Annotated in this window: 29 protein-coding genes; 15 read left to right on the forward strand and 14 right to left on the reverse strand. The window is 39.0% G+C overall.

What is annotated here, in order from left to right; all coding sequences use genetic code 11:
- The first annotated feature begins 7 nt into the window (after nucleotides 1–7).
- The 10 genes from HMPREF1154_RS03785 to HMPREF1154_RS03830 all read left to right on the forward strand — a co-directional run bounded on the left by HMPREF1154_RS03785 (nucleotide 8) and on the right by HMPREF1154_RS03830 (nucleotide 9,211).
- Nucleotides 8–664: a spindle pole body component Spc42p gene (locus HMPREF1154_RS03785; protein ID WP_034566896.1), complete on the forward strand. Its 657-nt coding sequence runs from the start codon at nucleotides 8–10 to the stop codon at nucleotides 662–664.
- 5 nt (nucleotides 665–669) lie between these two features.
- Nucleotides 670–1,041, forward strand: coding sequence for a hypothetical protein (locus tag HMPREF1154_RS03790; protein ID WP_009641186.1), 372 nt, complete (start codon nucleotides 670–672; stop codon nucleotides 1,039–1,041).
- A gap of 22 nt (nucleotides 1,042–1,063) precedes the next feature.
- Nucleotides 1,064–2,143, forward strand: a complete 1,080-nt coding sequence (locus HMPREF1154_RS03795; protein ID WP_009641252.1) for a major capsid protein — start codon at nucleotides 1,064–1,066, stop codon at nucleotides 2,141–2,143.
- On the forward strand, nucleotides 2,143–2,469 hold the full coding sequence (locus tag HMPREF1154_RS03800) for a DUF6706 family protein (RefSeq protein ID WP_009641215.1): 327 nt from the start codon (nucleotides 2,143–2,145) through the stop codon (nucleotides 2,467–2,469). The genes HMPREF1154_RS03795 and HMPREF1154_RS03800 overlap by 1 nt, the downstream gene beginning before the upstream one ends.
- Nucleotides 2,470–2,471: 2 nt before the next feature.
- Nucleotides 2,472–2,798: a hypothetical protein gene (locus HMPREF1154_RS03805; protein WP_009641240.1), complete on the forward strand. Its 327-nt coding sequence runs from the start codon at nucleotides 2,472–2,474 to the stop codon at nucleotides 2,796–2,798.
- Entirely contained in the window at nucleotides 2,795–3,241 is a 447-nt protein-coding gene (locus HMPREF1154_RS03810; protein WP_009641243.1) for a hypothetical protein, read from the forward strand. The genes HMPREF1154_RS03805 and HMPREF1154_RS03810 overlap by 4 nt, the downstream gene beginning before the upstream one ends.
- Entirely contained in the window at nucleotides 3,238–3,654 is a 417-nt protein-coding gene (locus tag HMPREF1154_RS03815; protein WP_009641254.1) for a hypothetical protein, read from the forward strand. Before HMPREF1154_RS03810 ends, HMPREF1154_RS03815 begins: the two co-directional genes overlap by 4 nt.
- Nucleotides 3,655–3,703: 49 nt before the next feature.
- Nucleotides 3,704–4,198, forward strand: coding sequence for a hypothetical protein (locus tag HMPREF1154_RS03820; protein ID WP_009641224.1), 495 nt, complete (start codon nucleotides 3,704–3,706; stop codon nucleotides 4,196–4,198).
- Between the two features lie 3 nt (nucleotides 4,199–4,201).
- Nucleotides 4,202–4,687 (forward strand): hypothetical protein, encoded by a 486-nt coding sequence (locus HMPREF1154_RS03825; protein WP_009641248.1) that lies wholly within the window; start codon nucleotides 4,202–4,204, stop codon nucleotides 4,685–4,687.
- Nucleotides 4,688–4,942: 255 nt separating this feature from the next.
- Nucleotides 4,943–9,211, forward strand: coding sequence for a tape measure protein (locus HMPREF1154_RS03830; protein ID WP_009641210.1), 4,269 nt, complete (start codon nucleotides 4,943–4,945; stop codon nucleotides 9,209–9,211).
- Between the two features lie 33 nt (nucleotides 9,212–9,244).
- Here the strand turns inward: HMPREF1154_RS03830 and HMPREF1154_RS03835 are convergent, their stop codons facing one another.
- The 3 genes from HMPREF1154_RS03835 to HMPREF1154_RS03845 are packed head-to-tail and all read right to left on the reverse strand — an operon-like array spanning nucleotide 9,245 to nucleotide 11,403.
- Nucleotides 9,245–9,814, reverse strand: coding sequence for a hypothetical protein (locus tag HMPREF1154_RS03835; protein WP_009641182.1), 570 nt, complete (start codon nucleotides 9,812–9,814; stop codon nucleotides 9,245–9,247).
- A gap of 4 nt (nucleotides 9,815–9,818) precedes the next feature.
- On the reverse strand, nucleotides 9,819–10,301 hold the full coding sequence (locus HMPREF1154_RS03840; protein ID WP_009641171.1) for a hypothetical protein: 483 nt from the start codon (nucleotides 10,299–10,301) through the stop codon (nucleotides 9,819–9,821).
- 16 nt (nucleotides 10,302–10,317) lie between these two features.
- Nucleotides 10,318–11,403, reverse strand: coding sequence for a type I restriction endonuclease (locus HMPREF1154_RS03845; RefSeq protein ID WP_009641198.1), 1,086 nt, complete (start codon nucleotides 11,401–11,403; stop codon nucleotides 10,318–10,320).
- 183 nt (nucleotides 11,404–11,586) lie between these two features.
- On the opposite strand from HMPREF1154_RS03845, the gene HMPREF1154_RS03850 reads away from it, so the two are divergent.
- Nucleotides 11,587–12,660, forward strand: coding sequence for a helix-turn-helix domain-containing protein (locus tag HMPREF1154_RS03850; RefSeq protein ID WP_009641181.1), 1,074 nt, complete (start codon nucleotides 11,587–11,589; stop codon nucleotides 12,658–12,660).
- Between the two features lie 75 nt (nucleotides 12,661–12,735).
- Here the strand turns inward: HMPREF1154_RS03850 and HMPREF1154_RS03855 are convergent, their stop codons facing one another.
- Both HMPREF1154_RS03855 and HMPREF1154_RS03860 read right to left on the reverse strand, forming a co-directional pair.
- A complete protein-coding gene (locus tag HMPREF1154_RS03855) occupies nucleotides 12,736–13,926 on the reverse strand; it encodes a tyrosine-type recombinase/integrase (RefSeq protein WP_009641228.1) in 1,191 nt (396 codons plus the stop codon).
- Nucleotides 13,927–14,048: 122 nt separating this feature from the next.
- On the reverse strand, nucleotides 14,049–14,768 hold the full coding sequence (locus HMPREF1154_RS03860; protein WP_009641220.1) for a YebC/PmpR family DNA-binding transcriptional regulator: 720 nt from the start codon (nucleotides 14,766–14,768) through the stop codon (nucleotides 14,049–14,051).
- 172 nt (nucleotides 14,769–14,940) lie between these two features.
- Here HMPREF1154_RS03860 and HMPREF1154_RS03865 point away from each other — a divergent pair, with 172 nt between their 5' ends.
- From HMPREF1154_RS03865 to HMPREF1154_RS03880, 4 genes are all read left to right on the forward strand, one after another.
- A complete protein-coding gene (locus HMPREF1154_RS03865) occupies nucleotides 14,941–16,338 on the forward strand; it encodes a PSP1 domain-containing protein (RefSeq protein WP_198004472.1) in 1,398 nt (465 codons plus the stop codon).
- Complete coding sequence (locus tag HMPREF1154_RS03870) at nucleotides 16,331–16,810, forward strand: gliding motility lipoprotein GldH (RefSeq protein WP_009641266.1); 480 nt, start codon at nucleotides 16,331–16,333, stop codon at nucleotides 16,808–16,810. Before HMPREF1154_RS03865 ends, HMPREF1154_RS03870 begins: the two co-directional genes overlap by 8 nt.
- Nucleotides 16,811–16,951: 141 nt before the next feature.
- Nucleotides 16,952–17,425: a DUF6934 family protein gene (locus HMPREF1154_RS03875; RefSeq protein ID WP_009641187.1), complete on the forward strand. Its 474-nt coding sequence runs from the start codon at nucleotides 16,952–16,954 to the stop codon at nucleotides 17,423–17,425.
- Entirely contained in the window at nucleotides 17,403–17,582 is a 180-nt protein-coding gene (locus HMPREF1154_RS03880) for a hypothetical protein (protein WP_034566885.1), read from the forward strand. Before HMPREF1154_RS03875 ends, HMPREF1154_RS03880 begins: the two co-directional genes overlap by 23 nt.
- Here HMPREF1154_RS03880 and HMPREF1154_RS03885 read toward each other — a convergent pair whose 3' ends face one another.
- From HMPREF1154_RS03885 to HMPREF1154_RS03925, 9 genes are all read right to left on the reverse strand, one after another.
- Nucleotides 17,583–18,050 (reverse strand): hypothetical protein, encoded by a 468-nt coding sequence (locus HMPREF1154_RS03885; RefSeq protein WP_009641256.1) that lies wholly within the window; start codon nucleotides 18,048–18,050, stop codon nucleotides 17,583–17,585.
- Nucleotides 18,047–18,235, reverse strand: coding sequence for a hypothetical protein (locus HMPREF1154_RS13670; RefSeq protein WP_009641274.1), 189 nt, complete (start codon nucleotides 18,233–18,235; stop codon nucleotides 18,047–18,049). Before HMPREF1154_RS13670 ends, HMPREF1154_RS03885 begins: the two co-directional genes overlap by 4 nt.
- An 18-nt stretch (nucleotides 18,236–18,253) precedes the next feature.
- On the reverse strand, nucleotides 18,254–18,673 hold the full coding sequence (locus tag HMPREF1154_RS03895; RefSeq protein ID WP_009641268.1) for a hypothetical protein: 420 nt from the start codon (nucleotides 18,671–18,673) through the stop codon (nucleotides 18,254–18,256).
- A gap of 3 nt (nucleotides 18,674–18,676) precedes the next feature.
- Nucleotides 18,677–19,279, reverse strand: a complete 603-nt coding sequence (locus HMPREF1154_RS03900) for a hypothetical protein (RefSeq protein WP_009641193.1) — start codon at nucleotides 19,277–19,279, stop codon at nucleotides 18,677–18,679.
- A complete protein-coding gene (locus tag HMPREF1154_RS03905) occupies nucleotides 19,276–19,698 on the reverse strand; it encodes an SMI1/KNR4 family protein (RefSeq protein WP_009641213.1) in 423 nt (140 codons plus the stop codon). Before HMPREF1154_RS03905 ends, HMPREF1154_RS03900 begins: the two co-directional genes overlap by 4 nt.
- A 42-nt stretch (nucleotides 19,699–19,740) precedes the next feature.
- The gene (locus tag HMPREF1154_RS03910) at nucleotides 19,741–20,565 is read right to left on the reverse strand and encodes an alpha/beta hydrolase (protein WP_009641195.1); all 825 of its coding nucleotides are present in this window, start codon (nucleotides 20,563–20,565) and stop codon (nucleotides 19,741–19,743) included.
- Nucleotides 20,566–20,581: 16 nt separating this feature from the next.
- Nucleotides 20,582–21,205, reverse strand: a complete 624-nt coding sequence (locus tag HMPREF1154_RS03915) for a class I SAM-dependent methyltransferase (RefSeq protein ID WP_034566897.1) — start codon at nucleotides 21,203–21,205, stop codon at nucleotides 20,582–20,584.
- Between the two features lie 8 nt (nucleotides 21,206–21,213).
- Entirely contained in the window at nucleotides 21,214–21,933 is a 720-nt protein-coding gene (locus HMPREF1154_RS03920) for a nitroreductase family protein (RefSeq protein WP_009641208.1), read from the reverse strand.
- 140 nt (nucleotides 21,934–22,073) lie between these two features.
- Nucleotides 22,074–22,430: a DUF1304 domain-containing protein gene (locus HMPREF1154_RS03925; RefSeq protein WP_009641180.1), complete on the reverse strand. Its 357-nt coding sequence runs from the start codon at nucleotides 22,428–22,430 to the stop codon at nucleotides 22,074–22,076.
- Between the last annotated feature and the right edge of the window lie 11 nt (nucleotides 22,431–22,441).

Here is a 22,441-nt window from a genome sequence, read left to right on the forward strand (position 1 = left end):
ACATCTTATGGAAAAAATCCTACAAGCTCTCAAAACCAAGTATGCGCACTTGGGGTTAGAGGAATCAGTTTTAAAAGCAATCGCTACCCGATTAGCGGCTGCGGTTAAAGACGATACGGAAATAGAAAACGCAGTCAAGGGCGTAGAGGAAGAAGTCAAGCTATTGCAATCAGTAGCAGACAAAGGGCGTACCAGCCTTACAAAGGCAGAGGAAGCTCGCAAGAAATTAGAGAAAGAACTCGAAGAAATGAGGGCTAAATCTAATCCAAATCCTCCTACTCCACACACTGAACCTAAACCTAACGAAATGCCAGAGTGGGCAAAGGGTCTTTTGGAAGCTGTCAATAAACAAAATGAGACCATTGCTGCCTTTCAAGCAGAAAAGCAACAACAAACCGCTAAGGAGCGTTTCCTCGGCCAACTCAAAGCGCAGGGGGTATCGGAACCGTTCTACAAGCATCACTTAGGGCGTACTTTCAAAGACGATACCGAAATGGATGCCTTTGTCAGTGAACTAAAAGCCGATGAACAAGCGTTTTTGCAGACCCAGGCCAATACAGGGCTTTCCTCTCATTCAGGCAATGTGTTTGGGGGAGGCACAGATGCTAACGGTGTATCAGCTGATGTACAAGCCTATATCAACGAAAAATTCAAAAAAGAGTAAAACCCATGAACGAAGTTAAAATTTCAGACAAAGCAGGTCGCCAAATAGTCGTATTTGACCAATTGGATGTTACCTATCCAGGAGGGGTATATATAGACCCTACCACAGCCAAGGCACGCTTTACCGATGGGGTTATCCCTGCGGGTACGCTTGTAATGCCTGACACCGATGGCACTTTTAAAATCGTCAATGAGACCCTATCAGCTGCCAATACCGCAGGAGCTGTAGGACTTACTGCTCACGATGTGGTTATTGACGATATTCCTTTGGTGGCTGTCGTAATGGCAGGAACAGCCCGCAAAGAGGCACTACCTGACAAAGAAAAGGCAGGGGTAGCTTTCTTGCGTACAGCCTTGCCTCGTATTTCATTTATTTAATAACCTTAAAAACTAAAAGCAGATGAATATCAATGCAAACAACATTATTCCTGAGTTCTCTCAGGCTAATATGAATGCTATTATTCAAGCCTATCCTTTGGGAGCGTTGCTTTATCGTGACTTTTTCCCATTGTTGTTCAATCCTAACCTTACTTTCTCAAGTATGGAGGGGACTGTTGGAGCTAAAATAATGGCAGACATCGTGGCTATTGGCTCAAAAGCACCACGCAAAAGTCGTGAGTTCGTGGAAAATAGCAAAGGCGAAATACCAAAAGTAGAAATCGCTCGTGATTTGAACGAAAAGGATCTCCTTACCATTCAGCAACTCCGTAATTCGGTAGCTGCATATCCTACCAATGCAGGTATTAAAGCGCAACTTATCGATAAGATATATGAAGACCCTCAATTCTGTATTGATGGGGTAAATGCTCGTATGGAGTGGATGGCTAAACAACTTGTGTCTACTGGTAAATATAAGACTACTACCGCAAACAATAACGGAGTGGTGAATGTAACAGTAGATTTCAAGGTAAAAACGCAAAACGCACTCAAGAAATGGACGGATGCCGATGCGAACCCAGTAGAAGAGATTGAGAAATACCAAGAGGAGGCCAAAGGCAAGGGGTATAGCTATACTACTATCACTATGACCCGCGCTACCCTCAATCAGGTATTGAAGAACAAAAATACCCGCGCCTTTGTGTTGGGCGTTCCTATTAATGCTACTACCATTTTGCCTGATGTGCGTTTGGAACAACTTAACGCCGAGCTTGCAGAACGTGGATTGCCTATTATCAAGGTGTGGGAGTCTTATGTCAGTGTGGAAGGTAAAAACGGAGAGGTAACCGTGGCCAGTGGTTGGGAAGAAGGAAATATCCTATTATCTAACTCTGCTCAATTGGGTAACACTCAATATACCACTACTCCAGAGTTCACAATGGACTTTGCCGATGTGATGAGCAAATCTATTAAGGATAACTTCATTTTGGTAAAAACCTTTGGACATCAAGATCCTATATCGGTATCTACCAAAGCAACGGCTTTCGCTACTCCTGTATTGAACGACACTAAGCGCAAACTAATCATCAAAACGAAGTTCTAATGACAGCGCAAGCGTACATAGATGAAAAACTCAAACTCTGGAATGTAGAATACCCCACGACCCTACTCATTGCAGAAATGCAGCGAGTAGGATTGGGGCTTTCTGATGAGTTCAACGAGGAGAACGAGAGAAAGACAAAATTGTTTTTCTACAATCTCATTCCTGAGCTCTTATTACGCCCAGTATCCTTTTCTGAAGGTGGTTTATCCTTTTCTTATGACAAATCGGCTATTACTGCCTTTTACAATTTGCTTTGTAGACAGCTCGGTAGGGTCAATTTGTTAGAGGAAAAAGCCACTGTAAGAGATATTACCAATATGTTTTAAAGATGAAAATATACCCTTATTTGCTTAGAAAAAAAGTGTCCCAACAGCCAACTATCAATGAAGACGGCATACCTACCTACCCCACAGACCCTATAACTTGGGAGGAAGTAGGCGCATGTCGTGATGAGATAGCAGGAGCAGGACAAAAGATAAGTAAAACAGATGGGCAAATCTTTGATTGTACTGCTACTATCTATGCCCCGAAAGGAACGCCTACCATAACAGCAGGCACCACGGTTCAGGTAGTAGATACCGAGGGTAATATTCGCCTTGAAAAGCAGGTAATTCGTTTTTCCACTGATTATTTCCATTGCCGTATATTCGTATGATAACACCACAATTCACACCCGCAGATATAGAGCGTATGCTTCAAGAAAAGATAGCCAAATACGAAGAGAAAATCGTTCGTATCCTACGCTTTGTAGGTGAAAAGTGTATCAATGAAGCTCGTGAATATGGTAGTTATCAAGACCAAACGGGCAACCTCCGTTCGTCCATTGGGTATATTGTATTGAAAGACGGCAAACCTATTGAAAAGGGAGGGTTTGCCCCTACTGAAAGAGGGACAGAAGGAGGAAAAAGCGGACAAAAAGAGGGTGAAGCATTCATCAATAAGGTAATATCTCAATATCCAAAAAGGTTTGTACTTGTCGTGGTTGCAGGAATGAAGTACGCAAGCTATGTAGAAGCCCGCAACTACAATGTACTAACATCAGCTGAACTCTTAGCCGAGCGGAAAGTTCCGAAACTCTTAAAAGCATTATCTCAATGAAAAAGACAGCCTCACAAATAGAAGCCGACCTATATAAGTACTTTAAGGATAAGATAAACCCGCTTATCAATGGGCAAACATACCGCTCAGGGGTACGTCCTTTGAACTCACAAAAAGAGGATTGTGTAATATCGTTCCTTACTGGGTTAGATGGGCAATACCAAACGGGGGTAATTAACATCAATATCTTTGTCCCCTTGGTAAAGAACAATGATAATCAGTATAGGAAAAACTTTGTAAGGTGTGATACTATCGAGCAGGCTTTAATGCCAATCATAGAGGAAGCAAAAACGGATCTACGCAATTACAGATTAGAGCTTCATCAGATGATACAGACCTTTGAGGAGACGGATATAAAGCAGTTTTTCATCAACGCAAAAGTAAAATTCAGATATAACACCTTTAACGGGTAGCACCCGTAGGCAATTAATCATTAATCATTAACAATTAATCTTTTATATCATGGCATATACAAATAGTAACGGCACCGCTTGGGGCGAAGTAGAATTTAAGTATGGAGCACCAGGAGCAGGAGGCGCCATGGGTACAGTCCTTAAGACATTAGGAATTGTCAAGGAAGGTAGCTACTCCATTGAAAAAGAAGACGGAAAGGAGTACAAATACACCGCTATTGGCGGAAAAGTCATTGACCAAATGAAAGGAGAGCCTACCTACAAGGCAAAACTCACTGTTAAGAATATTAAAAAGGATTTGCTTTCTGAGATTTGGGACATTGAAGAAGTAGGAGACAAAATTATTATCAAGTCTTTTGTTTCCACTAAGAAGTTTTCAGTATCTATCATTCCTAAGATGTCAGGGGCTGAAAAGGTAGATATATTCTACTGTACTATGACAGGGACACTTGTCTATAATGAGGAGAGTGGTTACGATATAGAAATTGAAATCACTATGCTCAATGGTGGTAAGGGATATTTTTCATCAGAAATAGTAGCATAACCCATGGAAGAGAAAGTAGCACAAACACTACTTGAAGAACCAACCACAATAATCATTGGGGGCGAAGCGTATAAAGTCGCTCCGCCCTCTATTATTACACTGGTAAGGGCTTCAAAGTACATCAGCAAGATACCCGCCGATACTATTGATGAGAAGCATATATTCGGCTCTATTGTTCATAAGGCGGAAGATTATGAGAATATAGCATGGGCTGTGGCTGTTATTCTCTTAGGTAACCGCTTCACAGAGACAGCACACCCGCCTTTTTGGCAGTTTTGGAAACGAAAGAAGCATATTACCCAAGGGGAGGTATTAGCCCAAAAGCTCACCAAAGCCCCTATATCTGAACTCTCCGAAGCCTTTTTTAAGGCATTAGGACAAATGGATATACGCTCTTTTTTCGTCATTTCCACTTCCCTCAAAGGAATGATGATCACAAAGCCAACGAAGGAAGTGGAGAACGAAACGATAGTATCTGGGGGCTCGTAGGTTCGTTTGCCAAGCAGTACAGACTGACCTTTGAGTATGTCCTGAATATGAGTTATGCCAATGTAATGTTATATAGCTCAGTGATACCCTCGTATGATAATGACAAGAAAGACAAAAAGGAAGACCCTAAAAAGGAAACACAAACGGACTTTGCGGGTTTTCTTTCAAAATTAAAAGCACTTCAGTAGTGGTTAGCGATTAGCTGTTAGACTATGGCAGCTAATCATTAATCACTAACCACTAATCATTAATATTATGCAAACAAATGACGGAGCGTTGCTCTTTAAAATAAGCGCAGACCAGAGCGATATTAAGGAAAAGATAGAAGCTATCAAAAAGCAATTTGAGAGCTTAACCAAGAAAACCCAAGAAGAGGGAGAGAAGCAGGCGCAAGTATGGCAGAACCTCATCAAAGGGGCAACTGCTTATTTCACCTTTCAGGGAGCCTCTGCCTTTATAAAACAAGTGATAGCCGTCCGCTCCCAGTTTCAACAGCTTGAAATTGCCTTTGGCACCATGCTAAAGAGCAAAGAGAAAGCCAATGCTCTAATGGCACAAATGACTGATTTAGCAGCTAAAACCCCCTTTGGACTACAAGAAGTATCTGAAGGGGCTAAGCGTTTGCTTGCTTTTCAGGTTCCTGCCGAGGAAGTAACCGAGACCCTCCGCCGTATGGGTGATGTAGCTGCGGGATTAGGGGTACCTATGGGACAACTCATTCACGTATACGGGCAAGTCAAAGCACAAGGCAAGCTAATGACGAATGACTTGTATCAGTTCATGAATGCAGGTATTCCTATCATTGCCGAATTGAGTAAGGTCGTGGGTAAGAGTGAAACCGAGATTAAAGACATGGTTTCAGCAGGAAAGATAGGCTTTGCTGAAGTGCAAGCCGTTATCAAGGGTATGACAGACGAGGGCGGGCTATTCTATAACCTAATGGCAGAGCAGAGCAAAACCCTAAGCGGTCAGCTGTCCAACTTGGAGGATAACTTTGACAATATGCTCAACGAGATAGGCAAGGCTACTGAGGGAATCGCTTCAGGAGCTATCTCAAGCGTGGCTTTCTTGGTAGAAAATTACCAAACCTTGGGTAAGGTGATAGCGGGGCTTATTGCTACCTATGGGGCGTATCGTACAGCTGTATTGGTCAATATTGCCCTTACCAAAGGTTGGGCAGTAGCAGCCAAGGAAGATGCTATTGCTAAAGGCATACAGACCATTGCTACTAATGCCGCCACTGCTGCTACCAAAGCCCTCAATGCTGCCATGAAAGCCAATCCTTATGTACTGGTAGCTACCGCGGTAGTGGGGTTAGGTGCTGCTATATGGGCGTTAAAGGATAACACCACAGCCGCTGAGAAAGCACAGCAGGATTATAACAACCAAAAACAGCAAGCCATAGACTGGGAGCAGCAGCATAAGCAAAAGATTGACGAACTAATAGAGAGTGCCACTAATCAAGCATTAGCAGATACAGAGCGACAAAAGGCACTTATTGCCTTGCAAAATGAATACCCTAATATCTTTGCTAAGTACGATATTGAGAGCCTTAAATTGGCTGATATACTCAAGCTCAAGCAGGAGATAGCCCAGTATGATGCCAATGAAAAACGATTAAATCGCGCCAATGAGTATGGGAAATATCAGGACTTTGAAAAGGCATTGAACAAGGCAAAGACAGGTAAAAGGACTTATGATGCTAATAAGCTGAAAAACTCTATTCTTGACGAGGAAATGACCCGTGTATTTGGTAAATCTTGGATACATAATATTGATGAGGTAGAAAAGTACATCAGGGAAAAGCAGAAGATCACCAAGAACGACTACAAGGGTGACAGAGTAGCCGCTTGGAGCATGGATGTGAAAAACCTATCAGAGGAAGAGATTAAGAAAGAGTTAGAGCACAGACAAAAACTCATTGCTGACTTGCAAAAACAGAAGAAAGCAGGTAACAAATGGGCTTCTCATGGGGTGAATTTTGGAGGTGATTGGTTTGCTTTCAACGAAGAGGAATTGCAAGCCCAGTCAAAGACCTTACAAGCTCAATTAGACAAGCTCCACGAGCAGACCTATGAGTACAAAGACCTTACTAAGAAATATACACAAGCCGTTAAGGATGCAGAGAAGGCTTTGGATACTATAAAGAATGGAGGAAAAGGGAAACACACAGAGGAAGAATTTGCGAAAATCATTAAAGAAGCTGAAGATAATCTAAAAAACGCAAAGAAGACATTAGAGGATCATAAAACAAGTTTAAGCAAATCCAAAGGTACCAAAGCCGCCAAATCCAAAACAGAACTTCCTACTTTTGACTATGAAAAGGATAAAAGGGACAAGGAACGTTTGGAAAAGGATAGAATGTTTGAGGAGGACGAAGCTAAAATCAAAGCAATGAAGGACGGCGGAGAAAAGCGTAACGCCCTGCTTGTCCTTGAGTATGAGAAACGAGCTGAGACAATCAAACGAAAAGGAGAAGATGAGTTACAGGCTTTTATTGAAACAGAGAAGCAGAAAGCAGAAGCAGAGGGGAAATGGAAGAAAGGGCAAGAATTTAACACTGATACCCCAGCCATTCAAGAAGAAAAGGCAAGAATAGCCAAAAATCAGGAAGTCCTCAATCAGGACAATTTAGATGAATATACCCGCCAGCAGGAGGCTATGTATAAGGAGCTATTGGAGAAGTACCAAACCTATACAGACCAACGCAAAGCCATTGAGGAGAAGTACAACGCCGATATTGCCGCCTTGCAAGCCAAGTTAGGTGCAGATGCTCCACAAGTGAAGAAAGCACAAGACGAAAAGGCTCGTGAGCTTAAAAAGCTGGATATACTCTACAAGAAAGAGGGTGCCGCTATTGCTAAACTCTTTGAGAATATGCGCAAAAAGACTGTCAAGGAGATACGAGAGACCATAGCCGATGCTGAAAAGGAAATTGACCAGCTGGCAAGTATGCTTGACATGGGAGATAAGGACAATGTGGATTATATCCAAAACCTAAAACAGCAACTTGAGCAAGCAAGGGACACGGCAGATCGTAGCGATACAGTCTTTGGCAGGCTTGGTAAAAACATTCAAGCACTATTTAAGTTTAAACCCAATACGATAGAATGGAAAGATGCACTTCAAGGCGTTATTTCTGATGCTCAGTCAATCACAAGCGAATTTGGGCAACTCGGTGCTGAATTTGAGAAAATAGGAAAAAGTTCGGGTAATTCTTCTTTGGAGAGCTTTGGGAGAACTTTACAAAATACAGCAAACTTGATTAGCAAAACAATGCAATATGCCCAAATAGGAGGTTCTACAGGTAATGGTTGGGGTGCTCTTATTGGTGCGGTGGTAGGATTTGCAGTGGGTGGTATAGAGAAAGCGGCAAACGAAAGAATGGCTCACGAAAAGAAATTAGCAGAAGTTGCAAAGTCCAAAATAGCTCAACAGACGGAGTACAATCGTTTATTGTTTGAGGAAAAGATGTTACACAAAGAAAATACATCTATCTTTGGAACAAAAGAAATAGCTAATGCCTATACGGCTCTTAGTGATTATGTGGATAAATACAACGAATTTCAAAAATCAAGGGGCAACCTTTCAGGACTATCTATTGCTAATGGTAGTTATACAAAAGGAGCTTGGTTTTGGAAAAAACAAGGAACAATATGGGACGGGTTATTAGAAGTGTATCCGAAACTTATAGACCAAGCAGGTAATTTTAATTTAGAATTAGCAGAAAGCATTGTAAAAAATAGAGAGTTTTACGGAACGGGAAAAGAGGCGTTACAAGATGCTATTGACACTTACAAACAAATGCAAGAAGCTGAAAAACAGTTTGATGAATTTCTTAAAAATACTTTTGGGCAATTAGGAAATGGCATTATAGATAGCGTAGTTAATTCTTTGAAGACGGGAGAAAATGCTTTTGATGCCTTTGCTAAATCGGTAGGAAATATAGTAGAGAATTTGGGTAAAAAAATAGCTTACGAACTCTTTTTAGCTGATTATCTTAAAGATTTTCAAAATAAAGTAAAAGAAAGAGTAAAAGCTATAAGTAAAGAAGATACTCTTTCTCAAAGTGAAAAAAGTAAGAAAACGGCAGAGTATCTTCGTGATACAACCTCACAACTTGCAGAAGAAATGAAATGGCGTTTGGAAGCAACGAAAAATTATATAAAACAATTTGCTGATGCCGTTCCTAATGAGTACAATCCTTTAAATGAACAACGCAAAGCAGTTGAAAAAGGATATATGCGAATGAGCCAAGACACAGGGGATGACCTTTTAGGGCAACAAAGATTATTGACGGAGTTGCAAAAACAGACCAAAGACGGCATACTACAAGCTATTGAGTACTACAAAGGGTTTACAAATTCATTTGAAACTCTCAAAAACAATTTAGCTCAGCAGTTACAGCACCTTGCAGGAATTGAGACTAATACTTTTCAGCTTCATGAGATGAAAAAAGATATAGCTAACATGAAAGCTGGTATTAGTGAGATTACCACTAAAGGAATTAAAATAAGGTCATAATAAAAGCCCCAATTAAGGGGCTTTTCTTTATTCTTACCAATCGTCTTTATCTTGGCTTTTTACACTCTTTACTATATTTTGCACTAATACATTAAAGAATGTTTCAATACTTTTCTTTGAATTTTCATCTTTTAATTTACCTTCCTTATTAAAAGTGCTATAAGTTCCAAACATTCCTCCACCTCCAACTAACGAATAGGTATGATTTTTATTAAAATTGTCCCCTTTTGTCTTTCCTATAATAGGTGTATTTATTCTAATTTTATTATCTTTAAAATCTATGGACATAGTGTACTCTAAATCAAATTTATGATTACAACCTCCCATAAAATTACCATAGCAAATACCATTTTGTTCAATTCCATTAATAGAAATTATTTTTCCCTCAACCTTACTTAATACGTCTTTGGCAGACACATAATAATTTGTAAGAGCAGTAAGAACACTAATATATAATTCATTAGCTGTTTTTCCTTCAAAATTATAAACAAGGTAATTTTTGCTTTGGTCTTTTTCGTCAACCATTCCGTCTTTTGTTAATATAAATTGGCTATGTAACAAGAAAGGGAATAAAATATTAAGTAATAAAAATATTTTTCTCATATTTCTAATTTTTCCATTGGTTAAACAAATCAATAGCACCTTTTATACTACTATATTTAGTAATAACACTATCTTGATCTTTCAATTTATCAATGAGGTTGTTGATTTCTGATTGCTGATTATCAAGCCAACGAGGAGTTGCAAAACGATTGTTTTTAAGAAAATCATCTACTTCTTTATAAACATCTTCATTGCCTTTGGATATTTCCAAAGCTTTTAATGTATTTGTCCAAAAATCAAACTCTTTATTTCTATTCAACCGATTGTTTAAGTTTGTCTTTGCTAATGTAAAATAAATCAAGGCTTCTTTTTTATTTTGTTCATCAGCTTTTCTTTTCTGCTCTTGCTCATCAGCTTTTCTTTTCTGCTCTTGCTTATTGAACTGCTCCTTATTTGTTTCATTAGTTTTTTGAGTTTCTATTTTATCCTCACTCTTAGAGCAACCCAAAGCGATTAGCCCTATAAGTAGCAATAATACTTTTTTCATGTGTTATGTATTTAAGTTAGTAAATTTCAACCGTATGTAACAAGCGTTCCTTGTGGGTGTAAATATCGTCCAAGCTGTCAAGGAGTACCTTTTCGGAGCTGTCTTTGCCTTTGTCAAAGAACTCGATATATTTCTTTGCTCCGTTGAAGTGCAACCTACAAATAGGCTTACGATTATTGTCGTCCAATAATATACCAAAGTATGAAATGGTATCTCGGTAGGCAATTCGTGAAGCGGGTACTTTCTCTCTGACAATCGCTTTGACTATCTGAAAGCCTTCCAACTCTTCCTCAGTGGTAACGATCCTGCTTTCGTCCTCCTCCTCGTCTATCGGTTCAGGCGCCACTGGCTCTTCCTTGGGTTGTGGTGCCTTACCCTCGTTAATGTCAAGGGCTGTTTTCAGGCGGGTATTAATCGAATCGTTGAAATAGGAAGTCATTGCACGCTTGAGGTACCCACGGAATATTTCCAAGCGGCCCGCGGTGATTTGCTTATCAAAGAAACGACGTGCCAATAGCTTGATAAAATCATCGGACGGCTCCTGTATCTCTTTTTCAAACTCATTCTTGAGGGCGCGTACATACTTGAGGGCTTCGGCACTCTCTAATATATTGTCAATGCTAAAAGTAGCCTTGGTAAATTTCACCAGCTCCTTAATGGTGCTGTCCTTGAGATTAGCCAAATTCACGGTAAGGAAAGGGTTATTGTCCATGATATTGGGCTTTTCAAGGTCTGTGAAGAAGTCATACACAATCCCATTGGTGATAATGCCAAAGCGTGCATCGGTAACGTGATAGTATCGGTGCAACTGGGAGTTATGAGCATTGATATTCTCTTTCCAATGCTTGCACTCAATGATAATCACGACCTGATCGTCTTTTTTGATTACATAATCTACCTTTTCGCCTTTCTTGGTGCCTATATCGGCCACGTACTCAGGAATAACCTCTGTAGGGTTGAATACATCGTAGCCGAGTATCTGCAAGAAAGGCATAATGAAGGCGTTTTTAGTTGCTTCCTCCGTGTTAATCTGGTCCTTGAGACTTTCCACACGGTTGTAAAGCTGCTCTAATTTGCCTTTGAGTTCTGCCTCTATTTCCATGTTATGATTGATGTGTTATTTAACTGGGTACAAAATTAAGAAATTATAAAGGAATACGAAAGAAATTTAACACACGAAATATGACACACGTTTTAAAAGAGGGTTGTTGATAACTTAACGATAAAATTATATACAATTTAAAATAAAAATTATATATTTGCACTCGTCAAAAACCTAACGAAAATGAAAGTTAATCACTCACAGCTTACCCTTGCCAGAGAGTATAGGGGGCTCACACAAACGGAATTGTCAAAAGCAGTGCAAGGGCTTTCACAATCTAACTTATCCAAGTTTGAAAAAGGACTTGGAGGACTTTCTGATGAACTTTTAGGGAAAATATTTGATACCCTCAATTTTCCTAAAGAGTTTTTTGCAAAAAAGATAAATATTGACTTAGAGATAGCGAATTATCGCAAAAAATCGTCTATATCAAAAACACTCCTACAGGACTTTGAGACTTCATGCAAGTTTATAGGCTATCTAATAGATGAAATGGCTGATTCTGTGGAATATCCTGATTTTTCCTTAGTAACATTAGACTTAAAAGAGGGATATACCCCTGAAAAAGCAGCTATGTTTACAAGGAAAAACTTTAGAATAGCGCCTGATGAACCTATCCATGATATTTTTAAGGTGATAGAGAACAAGGGGATTATTATATACGAACTCAATAGCGATGAAAAGTTTGATGGGATCTCATTTTTCACTCCTAAAGGGTTTGCGGTTATAGTTATAAATAAACGTTTTACCAATGATAGGAAACGATTTACATTAGCTCACGAATTAGGTCACTTGGTTATGCACTGCTCTCCTGATTTTCCTATACCAAGTGGTAGAAACAAGGAGCAAGAAGCGAATGATTTTGCTTCGGAATTTCTAATGCCAAAAAGTGCTATAATAAAGTATTTGGGAAATCTCAAGGTGTCTGCTCTTAGTGCTTTGAAAAACTATTGGCTGGTCTCAAAGGCTGCTATCGTCAGACGAGCATACTCATTAGGGGCAATAGATAAGGATAGATACCGATTTCTAAATATTGAGTTGAGCAGGAGTGGAGAGAAGAAAAAAGAAAAAGATACTGTTTCTATTGATTACCCTCAAGTATTTAGCACCTCTGTAGGTTTGCATCTAAAAGAGCTTGGTTATACTGAGAATGAGCTTGCGGGAGCGTTCTCGCTTCCCCTTGATATTATACAAAAATATCTTTTACAGCAACCTTTTGCCGTTATAAAACCTAAACTTAAAGTAGTTACAGAATAAAGAAAGCCCCAATCAAGGGGCTTTTTCTATATCTCTATTTTCAGCTGTTTAAGCATTTCCCTATCCTTTTTGGCTTTATTGACCAAAGAGATTATTCATTACATCAGTTTGTTCCTTTTGGAAAAAATCTCTTAGATAATGTTCGGTAGTGGCCAATTTAGTATGTCCAAGGAGTTTTGATATATGGAATAAATTCACATTATTTTTAACCGCATAGTTTGCAAAGGAATGTTTAGCGATGTGCATAGACACACGCTTGGTTACACCTGCATGCTGCGCTAATATCCTGATAGATCTATTTAGCCTATTATTGGCAATGTAGATAGTGTATTCTATTTCCTCTACATCATTAGGGTTACACTTATCAAGAATAGGAAAAACAAAAATCTTATTAGCTTTGTACCTATCAAGGATTTGTTTTACTTTGGGAGTTATAGGAATGTGTCGAGTAGATCCTGCACGTCTCTCTGATTTACTCATGGTATAGATGACTTCCGTGTCAGTTACGTTCTCCCATTTGAGTTTGCAAACATCACTAAATCGCATACCTGCCATATAGAACGAAAAGAGAAAAATATCCCTGGCAAGCTCCATCCCTTTAAAGTGAGGGGCAATTTCATATTTTTCTAATAAGCCTATATCTTCTATGGACAGGACTTCTTTTTTAGAATTGACTGTTTTAATCTCATACCCTTTAAGGGGATTTTTCTCAATAAGCCCCATTTTCACGGCTTTATTTAGGATAGCATTCAAACATTTGAAATTAGAAGCTATTGTGTTAGGCTTATTTCCTCGTGAAATAAGCCATTTTTCGTAATCCTTTGCCCATAGCGGGGATATATCCGAGAAACTAAGGAATGAGGCAAATTTGCGTAACTTATCAAGATAATGTTGTTGTGTTTTAGCGGTTCTTATTGCTCCTTTTATTTTTATATCATCAACGATAGATTGATAGAAGTTAAGTAAAGAGGAACCATCATATTTCTTTATATTCTTGTATATCTGTAACAATCTTTTAGCTGATACACCTTCATTCTTATAATAAATCATTTTTACCTCGTTGGAAAGAGCGTTAAGAGAGGCATTTAGTTGCTCTTCAAGAGGATGTTTTTTTACGACTTGTTTTTTCTCATTCCATTGGCTTTTGAGTACCGACACCCCTGTATCTAAGTACTGTATATCCTTAGATGATGTGAAAAAACGCAGTCTGATAGCCTGCGTTTCATCTTTCTTCTTATATTCTCTTAGTTGAAATTGGAAATACATAGTATAATAATTATTGGTTCACTATTGGTTCATAAATAAAAGAGATATAACCGAAAATAACCTATTATGAGTAATTCGCCAACATCAACAAATATGCAGAAAACCTGCTAAATTATTGGTAATCACTCTTCACTTTCTTTCATGGTGTGGTAAACGTTTTGGACGTCGTCGTCTTCTTCTATTTTTTCAAGGAGTTTCTCTACATCGGCTTGCTCTTCTGGGCTGAGTTCCTTAGTTACTTGTGGAATACGCTCAAAACCAGAGGATAAGATCTCTATATGGCGGCTTTCCAATTCCTTCTGAATGGCTCCAAAACTCTCAAAAGGCGCATAGATAAGAATCCCATCTTCATCTACAAAGACTTCTTCAGCTCCGAAATCTATCATCTCTAATTCTAGCTCCTCTGGGTCTATCCCCTCAGCATTGATACGGAAGTTACAAGTGTGGTCAAACATAAATTCCACCGAACCTGAAGTGCCCAGTGTACCATTGCATTTGTTAAAATAGCTACGGATATTGGCTACTGTACGATTGTTATTGTCTGTAGCAGTTTCTATCAAAATCGCAATTCCATGGGGCGCATAGCCTTCAAAAAGGATTTCCTTATAGTTAGCAGTATCCTTTTCAGTAGCGCGTTTGATAGCACGTTCTACGTTTTCCTTTGGCATGTTGGCCGCCTTTGCATTCTGCATAATAGCACGTAGACGGGCATTAGTCTCAGGGTGAGGACCACCCTCCTTAACTGCCATTACAATATCCTTTCCTATACGGGTAAATGTTTTTGCCATTGCAGCCCAACGCTTGAATTTGCGGGCTTTTCTAAATTCAAATGCTCTTCCCATTTGCTTCTAAATTGTTTTGTTAAAAATGTGTGCAAATATACAGCTTTTCCTTGAAAAATTTTATCTATGTGGCTAAAAAATATTCTGTAAAGCAACAAGGTGTATATTTAACTTTTTATTCTTGACTTTTTTGCGTATTTTTGCCCTCTTAGAAAAGTATTACTTTCAACCGATGATTTACAACGACGAACCCTCACATAATAAAATAGCGTATAACTACGGAAGTGTAAAGCTATCCGTCTATGACTGGCTTTCCGATATTCCTCTGCCTACGGGTCAGCAGGCTTTTGACTGTGTGGAAGTACGCTTTAAGAACAGCCGTAAGGAGTTTTTCCGCAATGTTCATAGGCTCCCTTTGCAAATAGGGGATATGGTAGCTACCGAAACTATTTCAGGGCACGACATAGGTACCGTTTCTCTTACAGGGGAGCTAGTACGTATCCAGATGAAAAAGAAAAAGGTAGATGACCAGTCACCCACCCTGCCCAAAATCTACCGCAAGGCAACAGAGCGTGATATAGAGATTTGGAAAGAACATCGGGCTAAGGAAGAGGCACTACAAAAGCGCTCACGTGAGCTGGCCATAGCCTTGGGCTTGGAGATGAAGATCTCCGATGTAGAGTATCAGGGCGATGGTTCCAAAGCTACCTTTTACTATACCGCCGAAGGGCGTGTGGATTTTCGCCAGCTGATTAAGGATATGGCCAAGGAGTTCTCCACTCGTATTGAGATGCGCCAGATAGGTTATCGCCAAGAGGCGGCACGCCTTGGGGGTATTGGCTCCAGCGGACGAGAGATAAGTTGTTCCACTTGGCTCACCGAGTTCCGTAGTGTAACCACAGCAGCAGCGCGCTACCAGCAGCTCTCACTCAACCCCCAGAAATTGGCTGGACAATGTGGCAAACTTAAGTGTGACTTGAATTTTGAATTGGATTGTTACCTTGAGGCATTGCGTGATTTTCCGCGTACCGACACCAAGCTACTGACCGAAAAGGGGATTGCTTCTTGTCAGAAAGTGGATATCTTCAAGCGCCTGATGTGGTTCACCTATGAGGGGGATTTTATCAATTGGCATAAACTCACCGTAGATCAAGTAAAGGAAATCTTAGAGCTTAATAAGCAAAAACAACCCGTACCAAGCCTTGAGGAATATATGCAAGAGGAAGATGAGACCGCAAGTGCTCTGCCCTTGGAAAACGCTCAAGAAGGTAGCCTTACCCGCTTTGATGAAAAGCCGAAAAAGCGCAAAAATAAAAAGAAACAGCCCCTCAAGAATGTACCTGCGGCTGACAATACAACCACTACAGAGGTAGAAGCGACACAGAATGGTGAAAAAACAGAGAAAAACACCAAAGAGAAACCAGTACCTGTAGCTAAAGAAAAGAAAGGTGTTCCTGAAGGACGTAAACCACGCCCTGAAAACAAAAAACCATTTAATAATGCGCCACAAAAGGCTATAAATGCCTCGCAAAATCAAGACAAAGCAGCGCCACAGGTAACCAATCTTAAGAAAAGTACAAGGAAACCATTTAAGAAACCTAATAAAACAGCCCCTAAGTCCGATGAATAGAATTTTTCTTTTCTCAATAGGCTTCCTTCTTTTGGCTAGCTGTGGAGAAAATATACAGTATAGTGAGTATGAGACCCTACCTCAGGGTTGGCCAGCTAATAAGGCGATTGCTTTTCGCTATCAGGCGACTGATACGCTACAAAAGCACAACCTTTTTATCATGTTGAGGAACAACAATGATTATCCTTACAGTAATATTTTCCTTATTACCAAAATGGAGTTTCCCAACAATCAAGTAGTAGTGGATACCTTGGAATACGAGATGGCCACCACCGAAGGGAAATGGTTAGGCGAAGGTGCCTCTATTAAGGATAGTAAGTTATGGTATAAGGAAGGGGTAATCTTTCCCACCAAAGGAACCTATACTTTCTCCATAGAGCAGGCCGACCGCAGCTTAGGAAAGGAAAAAGGCGTGGAGAACCTACAAGGCATCACCGAAGTAGGATTCCAAATAGAAGGCAGTGGTCACTAATAAGTCTTTAGTAGTTAGTAGGGGCAAAGCCAGCAAGCTAATTCGCCTATTAATTCGTTAATTATTTTGTAGAAATTCTCTTTAAAATCTCAAAAAGAAAACGTATTTTTGTTTTACAAAAAAGAATTTACTACAAACAAAATGAAATATCCTACGTATAATTATGCTACAGGGGAAAAACTATATTCATTTTTCTTTGAGAGTATTGGAGAAAAAGGTATAGTCAAGAAAATGGTTCAGTACAAAGAAATGTCTACTGAGGGCTGTTTTAATTTGGGCTTTGGAGATTATAATGAAGAGACAAATGAGATAGATGACCAAGTAATAACTAACAATGGAGATGGGCAAAAGGTGTTGGCAACAGTGGTTTCTACATTGTATGATTTTACTAATAGATATCCTAATGTTTATGTTTTTGCAACGGGAAGTAGCCAGGCGAGAACAAGATTATACAGAATGGGAATTTCAAATAACTTGGAAGAATTAAAAAGGCATTTCTTTGTATATGGTCTCAACCAAGATAATTTATTTGAAGAGTTTGTATTGGGAGAAGATTATAAAGGTTTTTTAGTAACTCGTAAAAAGAAAAAAAATGACTACAGAAAAAAAGAATAGAAAGAAAAGACCTACTGTAAAAATAGACAAATCACTAGATGAATTCAACAATAGAGTGATGTTTCCTAAAAAATTAGCCCTTGCGGAAGAACTCCTCAAACATGCTATATTTCCAAAGGAATTGCAGGGAAAAATGAAAAAAGAATCAATTATCTAATTATCTTTTCTTATAAAAGAGCATAAATGCATATAAAGGATAGCTTATTACTCCTGATAAACCTATACCTAAGGTAGGTAACGCCAGCAATCCATATATGACAAATGTAATGCTATCGATTACAAGGAAATAACTCCTAACAGAAAGGTGCCCCAGTAGTCTATTTTCTCCTTTTTGATTGTATAGGATAGAAGGAATAACTATGTAAAATAGCAATGGAGCAATAGTTAAGAGTTTGTTGAGGGTATTTAGCACCCAATCCCCATGTCTATACGATTCAAAGAGTAACATCATAGGGATAGCAAAAGTTTCTACAAGGGCTTGTATCCCCTCCCAAGAAAAGGAATGTAGCTCAGGCATTCCTGGTTTCCTTATATAATTGAATACATTATAGAAACAAACCAATATGATATAGCAAATAATGACAATATAGCCATTGCGCTTTATATTTTTAGTGAATAGGTTCATATTCTCTTTACTTCATTTTCAAAATCAATATTTCTACTTGGATACCAACCTACCATCATATCCATTACATCTTCCAATGTATCTATATATGATTCTTCTGTTTTATCATTCTGCAATTCGATGTCGGATTTAAGGAATATCTGATATATTTCCTCTTTAGAAAAGCCTTTCGTATACAATTGCAAGGCATATTCTCTTAATTTTTATACAGAATTGGGTTCATATAATAAATCTTCTATATTTCTTCTCTGAATATCTTGATAAAAGAGATAATTCAGCCAAAAATCGCTGTCAAAAGTAATCTTTCCTGCCAATAAAAGTGCTGCTTTTTCTTTCCACTGCACCACAGAAGGCAAAAGAACAGTCTTGCTAAATAAGTTATCTATACGCTCCCGATACTTCTCCATATCATTTGAGATATACACCTCACCCACGAAGTAATACAGACAATGCAGAAAGAATTCTTGTTCAGGGCACGCCTTGTCATTAGCTAATTGGAAAACCAAATCGTCATTTTTTCCATTCACCACATAAAGATCCCAATCAGAGTCAGGCCATTTTTCATTATGGGCTAACCAAAAAAGTATATCTTCATTATCAGGTTCATAAATGTTTTTAATCATAATTTATATGATTTCTCCCTTTTCCAAAAACACTACATTCTCATAACCTTGTGCCTCACAAAAAGTCTTTACTCTTTCGGTACAAAAGCTGTGTCCCGACCCTTTAAGTGTAAAGAAATCATAATCGCCTACTACTTCTTTACTAAAGAAAATTCCTTTTCCTTCTTCACGGGGGATAATAATGTCCCCTTTCATTTCGGCACCCCCTATGAGTCGTACTCCTCCTAACTCATTTTTTACAATAGTACTCTGTGGCAGGCAGTCAAAGGATTCAGGAGGATAGAAAGCTACCAAAGGCACTTCTTCTTGTGGTAACCAGCGCAGCCGCTTGGGGTTCTTAGCCGTGAGTTCTTTTTGAGTTTTATTGATACGCAAAGGTACGGATTTAATTGTGTCAAAATGCCTATGTAATTCCTCAAATACACTTACTTTGCAAATATCTGCTCCCATACACTCTACAAAATCGCCTATTTTTTTACCGCCACTACACCAGTCGTCCCACCATACATCAAGGACTTCTACCTCTCTAACATATTGCTTGTTACTCAGTCGCATACAAGCAAAGCCTTCATTTCCTACAATATTGGTAATTTTATATATTTTCATTTGCTTAATTTACTAAGGATAAGATCTTCTAACGAGTCGAAGAGTTTTTCATACGCTCCAATATCGTGATTATACAAAATCACCTCATGAGTTGTTGTGTCTACTAGTATAGGATTCCCCATATCATCTACCGAGATAACATATTGTTGTGCCTCTATACTTATTTGCTCTCTAAAATCATTGGTAAGTTCTACAAAAGTTTCATCACCTACCAGTTCAGCATTTTTTAGCCAATAAATGCGAATGTCACCTATTACTACCCCTCCATAATGTAGCAGCAAATATCGGTGAGTCTCATCCAATTTCAGCTGCATAGTTTGTTCCACAAACAATAACTCGTCGGCTGTGGAAGGTTCTCCCACTGTTATAGGATTCTCTTGAAAAAAATCCTGTAGTTTTTTAATAAGTATTGGATTCATATCTTATCTATTGCTAGTTTTATTGATTAACACATTTGCTCTTTATCTCAAGTTTTTCAGCATAAACTGTGTCATCATCTCTGCTGTTTGCGCTTCTTTGGCAGTAAACAAATGGTCTCCTCTTTCTATAAGACTTACCTTACAATGTTTGTAGAAAAAGGGCAAATTCTCGCTATAGGTATAGGATATCATTCGATCACCTGTGCCATGAATGACCAGCACATTGCCTTTGTAGGCACTCGCTTTCTCAATAAGTTTACAGCGTTGTGCTGAGAGAATATAGTCCTTCCCAACCGTTACTTTTCCTCCAAAAAAGGAAAGCTCTTCAGGTACATTCAGCGGGTCAAAAGTAGCGTCAAACAACACTCCTTGCGATAGTATGTCGTGAATCGTAGAGGCAGGAGCCAATAGTCCTAATGCTTTTACGCTTTTTTTTCCTAATTCGGCACTCAAGAGCATAGCGATAGCTCCTCCTTGCGAGTGTCCTATTAGGCCTATTTTTCCTACAAAAGGTAGTTTTTCAGTAAATGCCATTACGCGTCGAGCATCTTCTAACTCATTGTCCAATGACATTTTCTTAAAATCTCCTTCACTTTCCCCATGTCCGTTGAAGTCAAACCGTACTGAGGCAATACCATGTGCGGCTAAGCTATCTGCTAAAGTCACATATAGCTTTTTATCTTTATTGCTGGTCAGTCCGTGAAAGATAATCACAGTAGGTATTTTCTGAGATTTTTTCACAGTATCAGGAGTGGTTACCACTCCGTGAAGTGTTCCTACAGCTCCCTGAATGGTTACAGGTTCTGTTTTAGCATTTACCCAATGAAAGGCAAGTAAAAAACTAAGAATTAAAGTATTGATTTTCATCATCTTATTATTAAAATTATATCAATTTCTTTATTTTGTAAAACCGCCATCCTTGCTGTTTTTCTTCTTGTACCAATTGTAAACCTACCGTATTTAAAAAACTTTGAAAGGCTTGCGTATCTTTATACTGTGGTAGATAGTACCTTATCTTTGCATATTCACAAGCGACAAGTAAGATTCCTTTATCTGTAAGAACACGCCTTATTTCAGAGAAAGCCTTTTTTAAGTCTTGCCAATGAAAATGCGTCTGAAAAGCACATATCAGATCAAATGTTTTGTTATCAAATGAAGAGCTTTGAATATTTTCCAATTGAAAAACAGCTGTAGTAGGTAGTTTTTGGGCTTCTTTGATAGCAATTTCTGAAATTTCAACACCTATTACGCTACTTTTAAGAAAATTTTTTGCTAGTAATGCCGTTGATTTTCCATTTCCCACTCCTATATCTAATATTTTCATAGGTGATTCTGATGGATTGTAAAATAAAAGTGCCCAACGAACCATTGGTAGATAGGCTTTATTGAAAAGCCGCATCATCAAAACACCTACAATCCCTGAGGGTTTCTTAGATTGCTGAATCAGATAATAGAGTAAAGCGCCTAAAAATAGAAAAACCAAAAAGATAATACCAATTACTTTCATTATAACCATTAACAATTTCTATACACTTCCTCAAATGGCAATCTAAACCTTTCACCCCAGATACCACGCTCTTCACGGATACCACAAGTGATGACCATACTTACCTCTGCTCCACAAGGTAGGTGCAAAAGTTTCTTAATACGACGGCTATCATACCCCCCTAACGGACAAGTATCATACCCTGCCTCTGCCATGGCTAGCATAAAGGTCTGTGCTACAAGCCCACAGCTTTTATGTACTTCCACACGTATATCACCTTCAGAGAGCTCTCGCACCATAGGGCGAAACCAGCTGGCGACCACCCCAAACAGTTTACGGAAAGCACCTAATAAGCCGAAAAAGCGACTGTACACAAAGGGGATTAGTTTGTTGTAATGCATCTCTTTATCTTTAATGCGCTTAGCTTGCCTTTCAGGCGGACTGTTGCGCTGTATATTACCACGCTCAAATTCCAAGATAGCTTTGGCGTGCTGGCGGTGTTTGTCCTGTCGAGTCACGAAAACCACCATCTGTTGTGCCGTCGTTGCTGTAAGCTGCCCCAAGCAGGCTTGTGCTAATTTTTCTAACAAAGCTTTATCAGTAATATGGTACAACTCATACAGTTGCATATTGAAACCAGTAGGCGCTAGTGTAGCGAGCTTAAGGCATTCGCGTACTTTTTCCTCACTAATGGGCTCAGGAGCGTAATAACGCACTGCCCTGCGAAAATTTAAAATATCTTTTAGCACAGATTTTAAGTTTTAAGTTTTGAATTTTGAGTTATCTTAAAAGTGAAGAGAGAATAATGAAAAGTGAATAGTTAACGATACGGACACGTTTTTCACTTTTCACTTTTCGTTCTTCACTTAATTTGCTTTTCGTTTTTTTTCTAAAAGGGTAGGCTAACACATATGGCTATAATAGCGGGCATACCTTGAGCAAAGAATATTTTCCCAGAAGTGGTGATTCCTCCATAAATCCCTGCTACGGCTACGCAGCCTAAGAAAAAGAAACGTACATATAGGCTCCACTGGGGATCGGAGATGCAGAGACTCCATACGAGTCCCGCCGCTAAAAAGCCGTTGTACAATCCTTGATTAGCCGCCATACTCTTTGTATCGGCAAATAAATGTTCGGGCAAAGATTCAAAAAAGGCTTTACCTCTTGTTTCCCAAGCAAACATCTCTATATAGAGTATGTATAGGTGCTCAAGGGCTACCAAAATAGTTACAATAGTTGCAAACATGATAATATAGT

The organism is Capnocytophaga sp. CM59 (assembly GCF_000293175.1).
In the GTDB taxonomy this organism is placed as follows: Bacteria; Bacteroidota; Bacteroidia; order Flavobacteriales; family Flavobacteriaceae; genus Capnocytophaga; species Capnocytophaga granulosa.

What these genes read in the sequence shown, in the direction of transcription:
- HMPREF1154_RS03785 (WP_034566896.1), top strand. Translation starts at nt 8, where the DNA reads ATGGAAAAAATCCTACAAGCTCTCAAAACCAAGTATGCGCACTTGGGG.
- HMPREF1154_RS03790 (WP_009641186.1), top strand. Translation starts at nt 670, where the DNA reads ATGAACGAAGTTAAAATTTCAGACAAAGCAGGTCGCCAAATAGTCGTA.
- HMPREF1154_RS03795 (WP_009641252.1), top strand. Translation starts at nt 1,064, where the DNA reads ATGAATATCAATGCAAACAACATTATTCCTGAGTTCTCTCAGGCTAAT.
- HMPREF1154_RS03800 (WP_009641215.1), top strand. Translation starts at nt 2,143, where the DNA reads ATGACAGCGCAAGCGTACATAGATGAAAAACTCAAACTCTGGAATGTA.
- HMPREF1154_RS03805 (WP_009641240.1), top strand. Translation starts at nt 2,472, where the DNA reads ATGAAAATATACCCTTATTTGCTTAGAAAAAAAGTGTCCCAACAGCCA.
- HMPREF1154_RS03810 (WP_009641243.1), top strand. Translation starts at nt 2,795, where the DNA reads ATGATAACACCACAATTCACACCCGCAGATATAGAGCGTATGCTTCAA.
- HMPREF1154_RS03815 (WP_009641254.1), top strand. Translation starts at nt 3,238, where the DNA reads ATGAAAAAGACAGCCTCACAAATAGAAGCCGACCTATATAAGTACTTT.
- HMPREF1154_RS03820 (WP_009641224.1), top strand. Translation starts at nt 3,704, where the DNA reads ATGGCATATACAAATAGTAACGGCACCGCTTGGGGCGAAGTAGAATTT.
- HMPREF1154_RS03825 (WP_009641248.1), top strand. Translation starts at nt 4,202, where the DNA reads ATGGAAGAGAAAGTAGCACAAACACTACTTGAAGAACCAACCACAATA.
- HMPREF1154_RS03830 (WP_009641210.1), top strand. Translation starts at nt 4,943, where the DNA reads ATGCAAACAAATGACGGAGCGTTGCTCTTTAAAATAAGCGCAGACCAG.
- HMPREF1154_RS03835 (WP_009641182.1), bottom strand. Translation starts at nt 9,814, where the DNA reads ATGAGAAAAATATTTTTATTACTTAATATTTTATTCCCTTTCTTGTTA.
- HMPREF1154_RS03840 (WP_009641171.1), bottom strand. Translation starts at nt 10,301, where the DNA reads ATGAAAAAAGTATTATTGCTACTTATAGGGCTAATCGCTTTGGGTTGC.
- HMPREF1154_RS03845 (WP_009641198.1), bottom strand. Translation starts at nt 11,403, where the DNA reads ATGGAAATAGAGGCAGAACTCAAAGGCAAATTAGAGCAGCTTTACAAC.
- HMPREF1154_RS03850 (WP_009641181.1), top strand. Translation starts at nt 11,587, where the DNA reads ATGAAAGTTAATCACTCACAGCTTACCCTTGCCAGAGAGTATAGGGGG.
- HMPREF1154_RS03855 (WP_009641228.1), bottom strand. Translation starts at nt 13,926, where the DNA reads ATGTATTTCCAATTTCAACTAAGAGAATATAAGAAGAAAGATGAAACG.
- HMPREF1154_RS03860 (WP_009641220.1), bottom strand. Translation starts at nt 14,768, where the DNA reads ATGGGAAGAGCATTTGAATTTAGAAAAGCCCGCAAATTCAAGCGTTGG.
- HMPREF1154_RS03865 (WP_198004472.1), top strand. Translation starts at nt 14,941, where the DNA reads ATGATTTACAACGACGAACCCTCACATAATAAAATAGCGTATAACTAC.
- HMPREF1154_RS03870 (WP_009641266.1), top strand. Translation starts at nt 16,331, where the DNA reads ATGAATAGAATTTTTCTTTTCTCAATAGGCTTCCTTCTTTTGGCTAGC.
- HMPREF1154_RS03875 (WP_009641187.1), top strand. Translation starts at nt 16,952, where the DNA reads ATGAAATATCCTACGTATAATTATGCTACAGGGGAAAAACTATATTCA.
- HMPREF1154_RS03880 (WP_034566885.1), top strand. Translation starts at nt 17,403, where the DNA reads ATGACTACAGAAAAAAAGAATAGAAAGAAAAGACCTACTGTAAAAATA.
- HMPREF1154_RS03885 (WP_009641256.1), bottom strand. Translation starts at nt 18,050, where the DNA reads ATGAACCTATTCACTAAAAATATAAAGCGCAATGGCTATATTGTCATT.
- HMPREF1154_RS03895 (WP_009641268.1), bottom strand. Translation starts at nt 18,673, where the DNA reads ATGATTAAAAACATTTATGAACCTGATAATGAAGATATACTTTTTTGG.
- HMPREF1154_RS03900 (WP_009641193.1), bottom strand. Translation starts at nt 19,279, where the DNA reads ATGAAAATATATAAAATTACCAATATTGTAGGAAATGAAGGCTTTGCT.
- HMPREF1154_RS03905 (WP_009641213.1), bottom strand. Translation starts at nt 19,698, where the DNA reads ATGAATCCAATACTTATTAAAAAACTACAGGATTTTTTTCAAGAGAAT.
- HMPREF1154_RS03910 (WP_009641195.1), bottom strand. Translation starts at nt 20,565, where the DNA reads ATGAAAATCAATACTTTAATTCTTAGTTTTTTACTTGCCTTTCATTGG.
- HMPREF1154_RS03915 (WP_034566897.1), bottom strand. Translation starts at nt 21,205, where the DNA reads ATGAAAGTAATTGGTATTATCTTTTTGGTTTTTCTATTTTTAGGCGCT.
- HMPREF1154_RS03925 (WP_009641180.1), bottom strand. Translation starts at nt 22,430, where the DNA reads ATGTTTGCAACTATTGTAACTATTTTGGTAGCCCTTGAGCACCTATAC.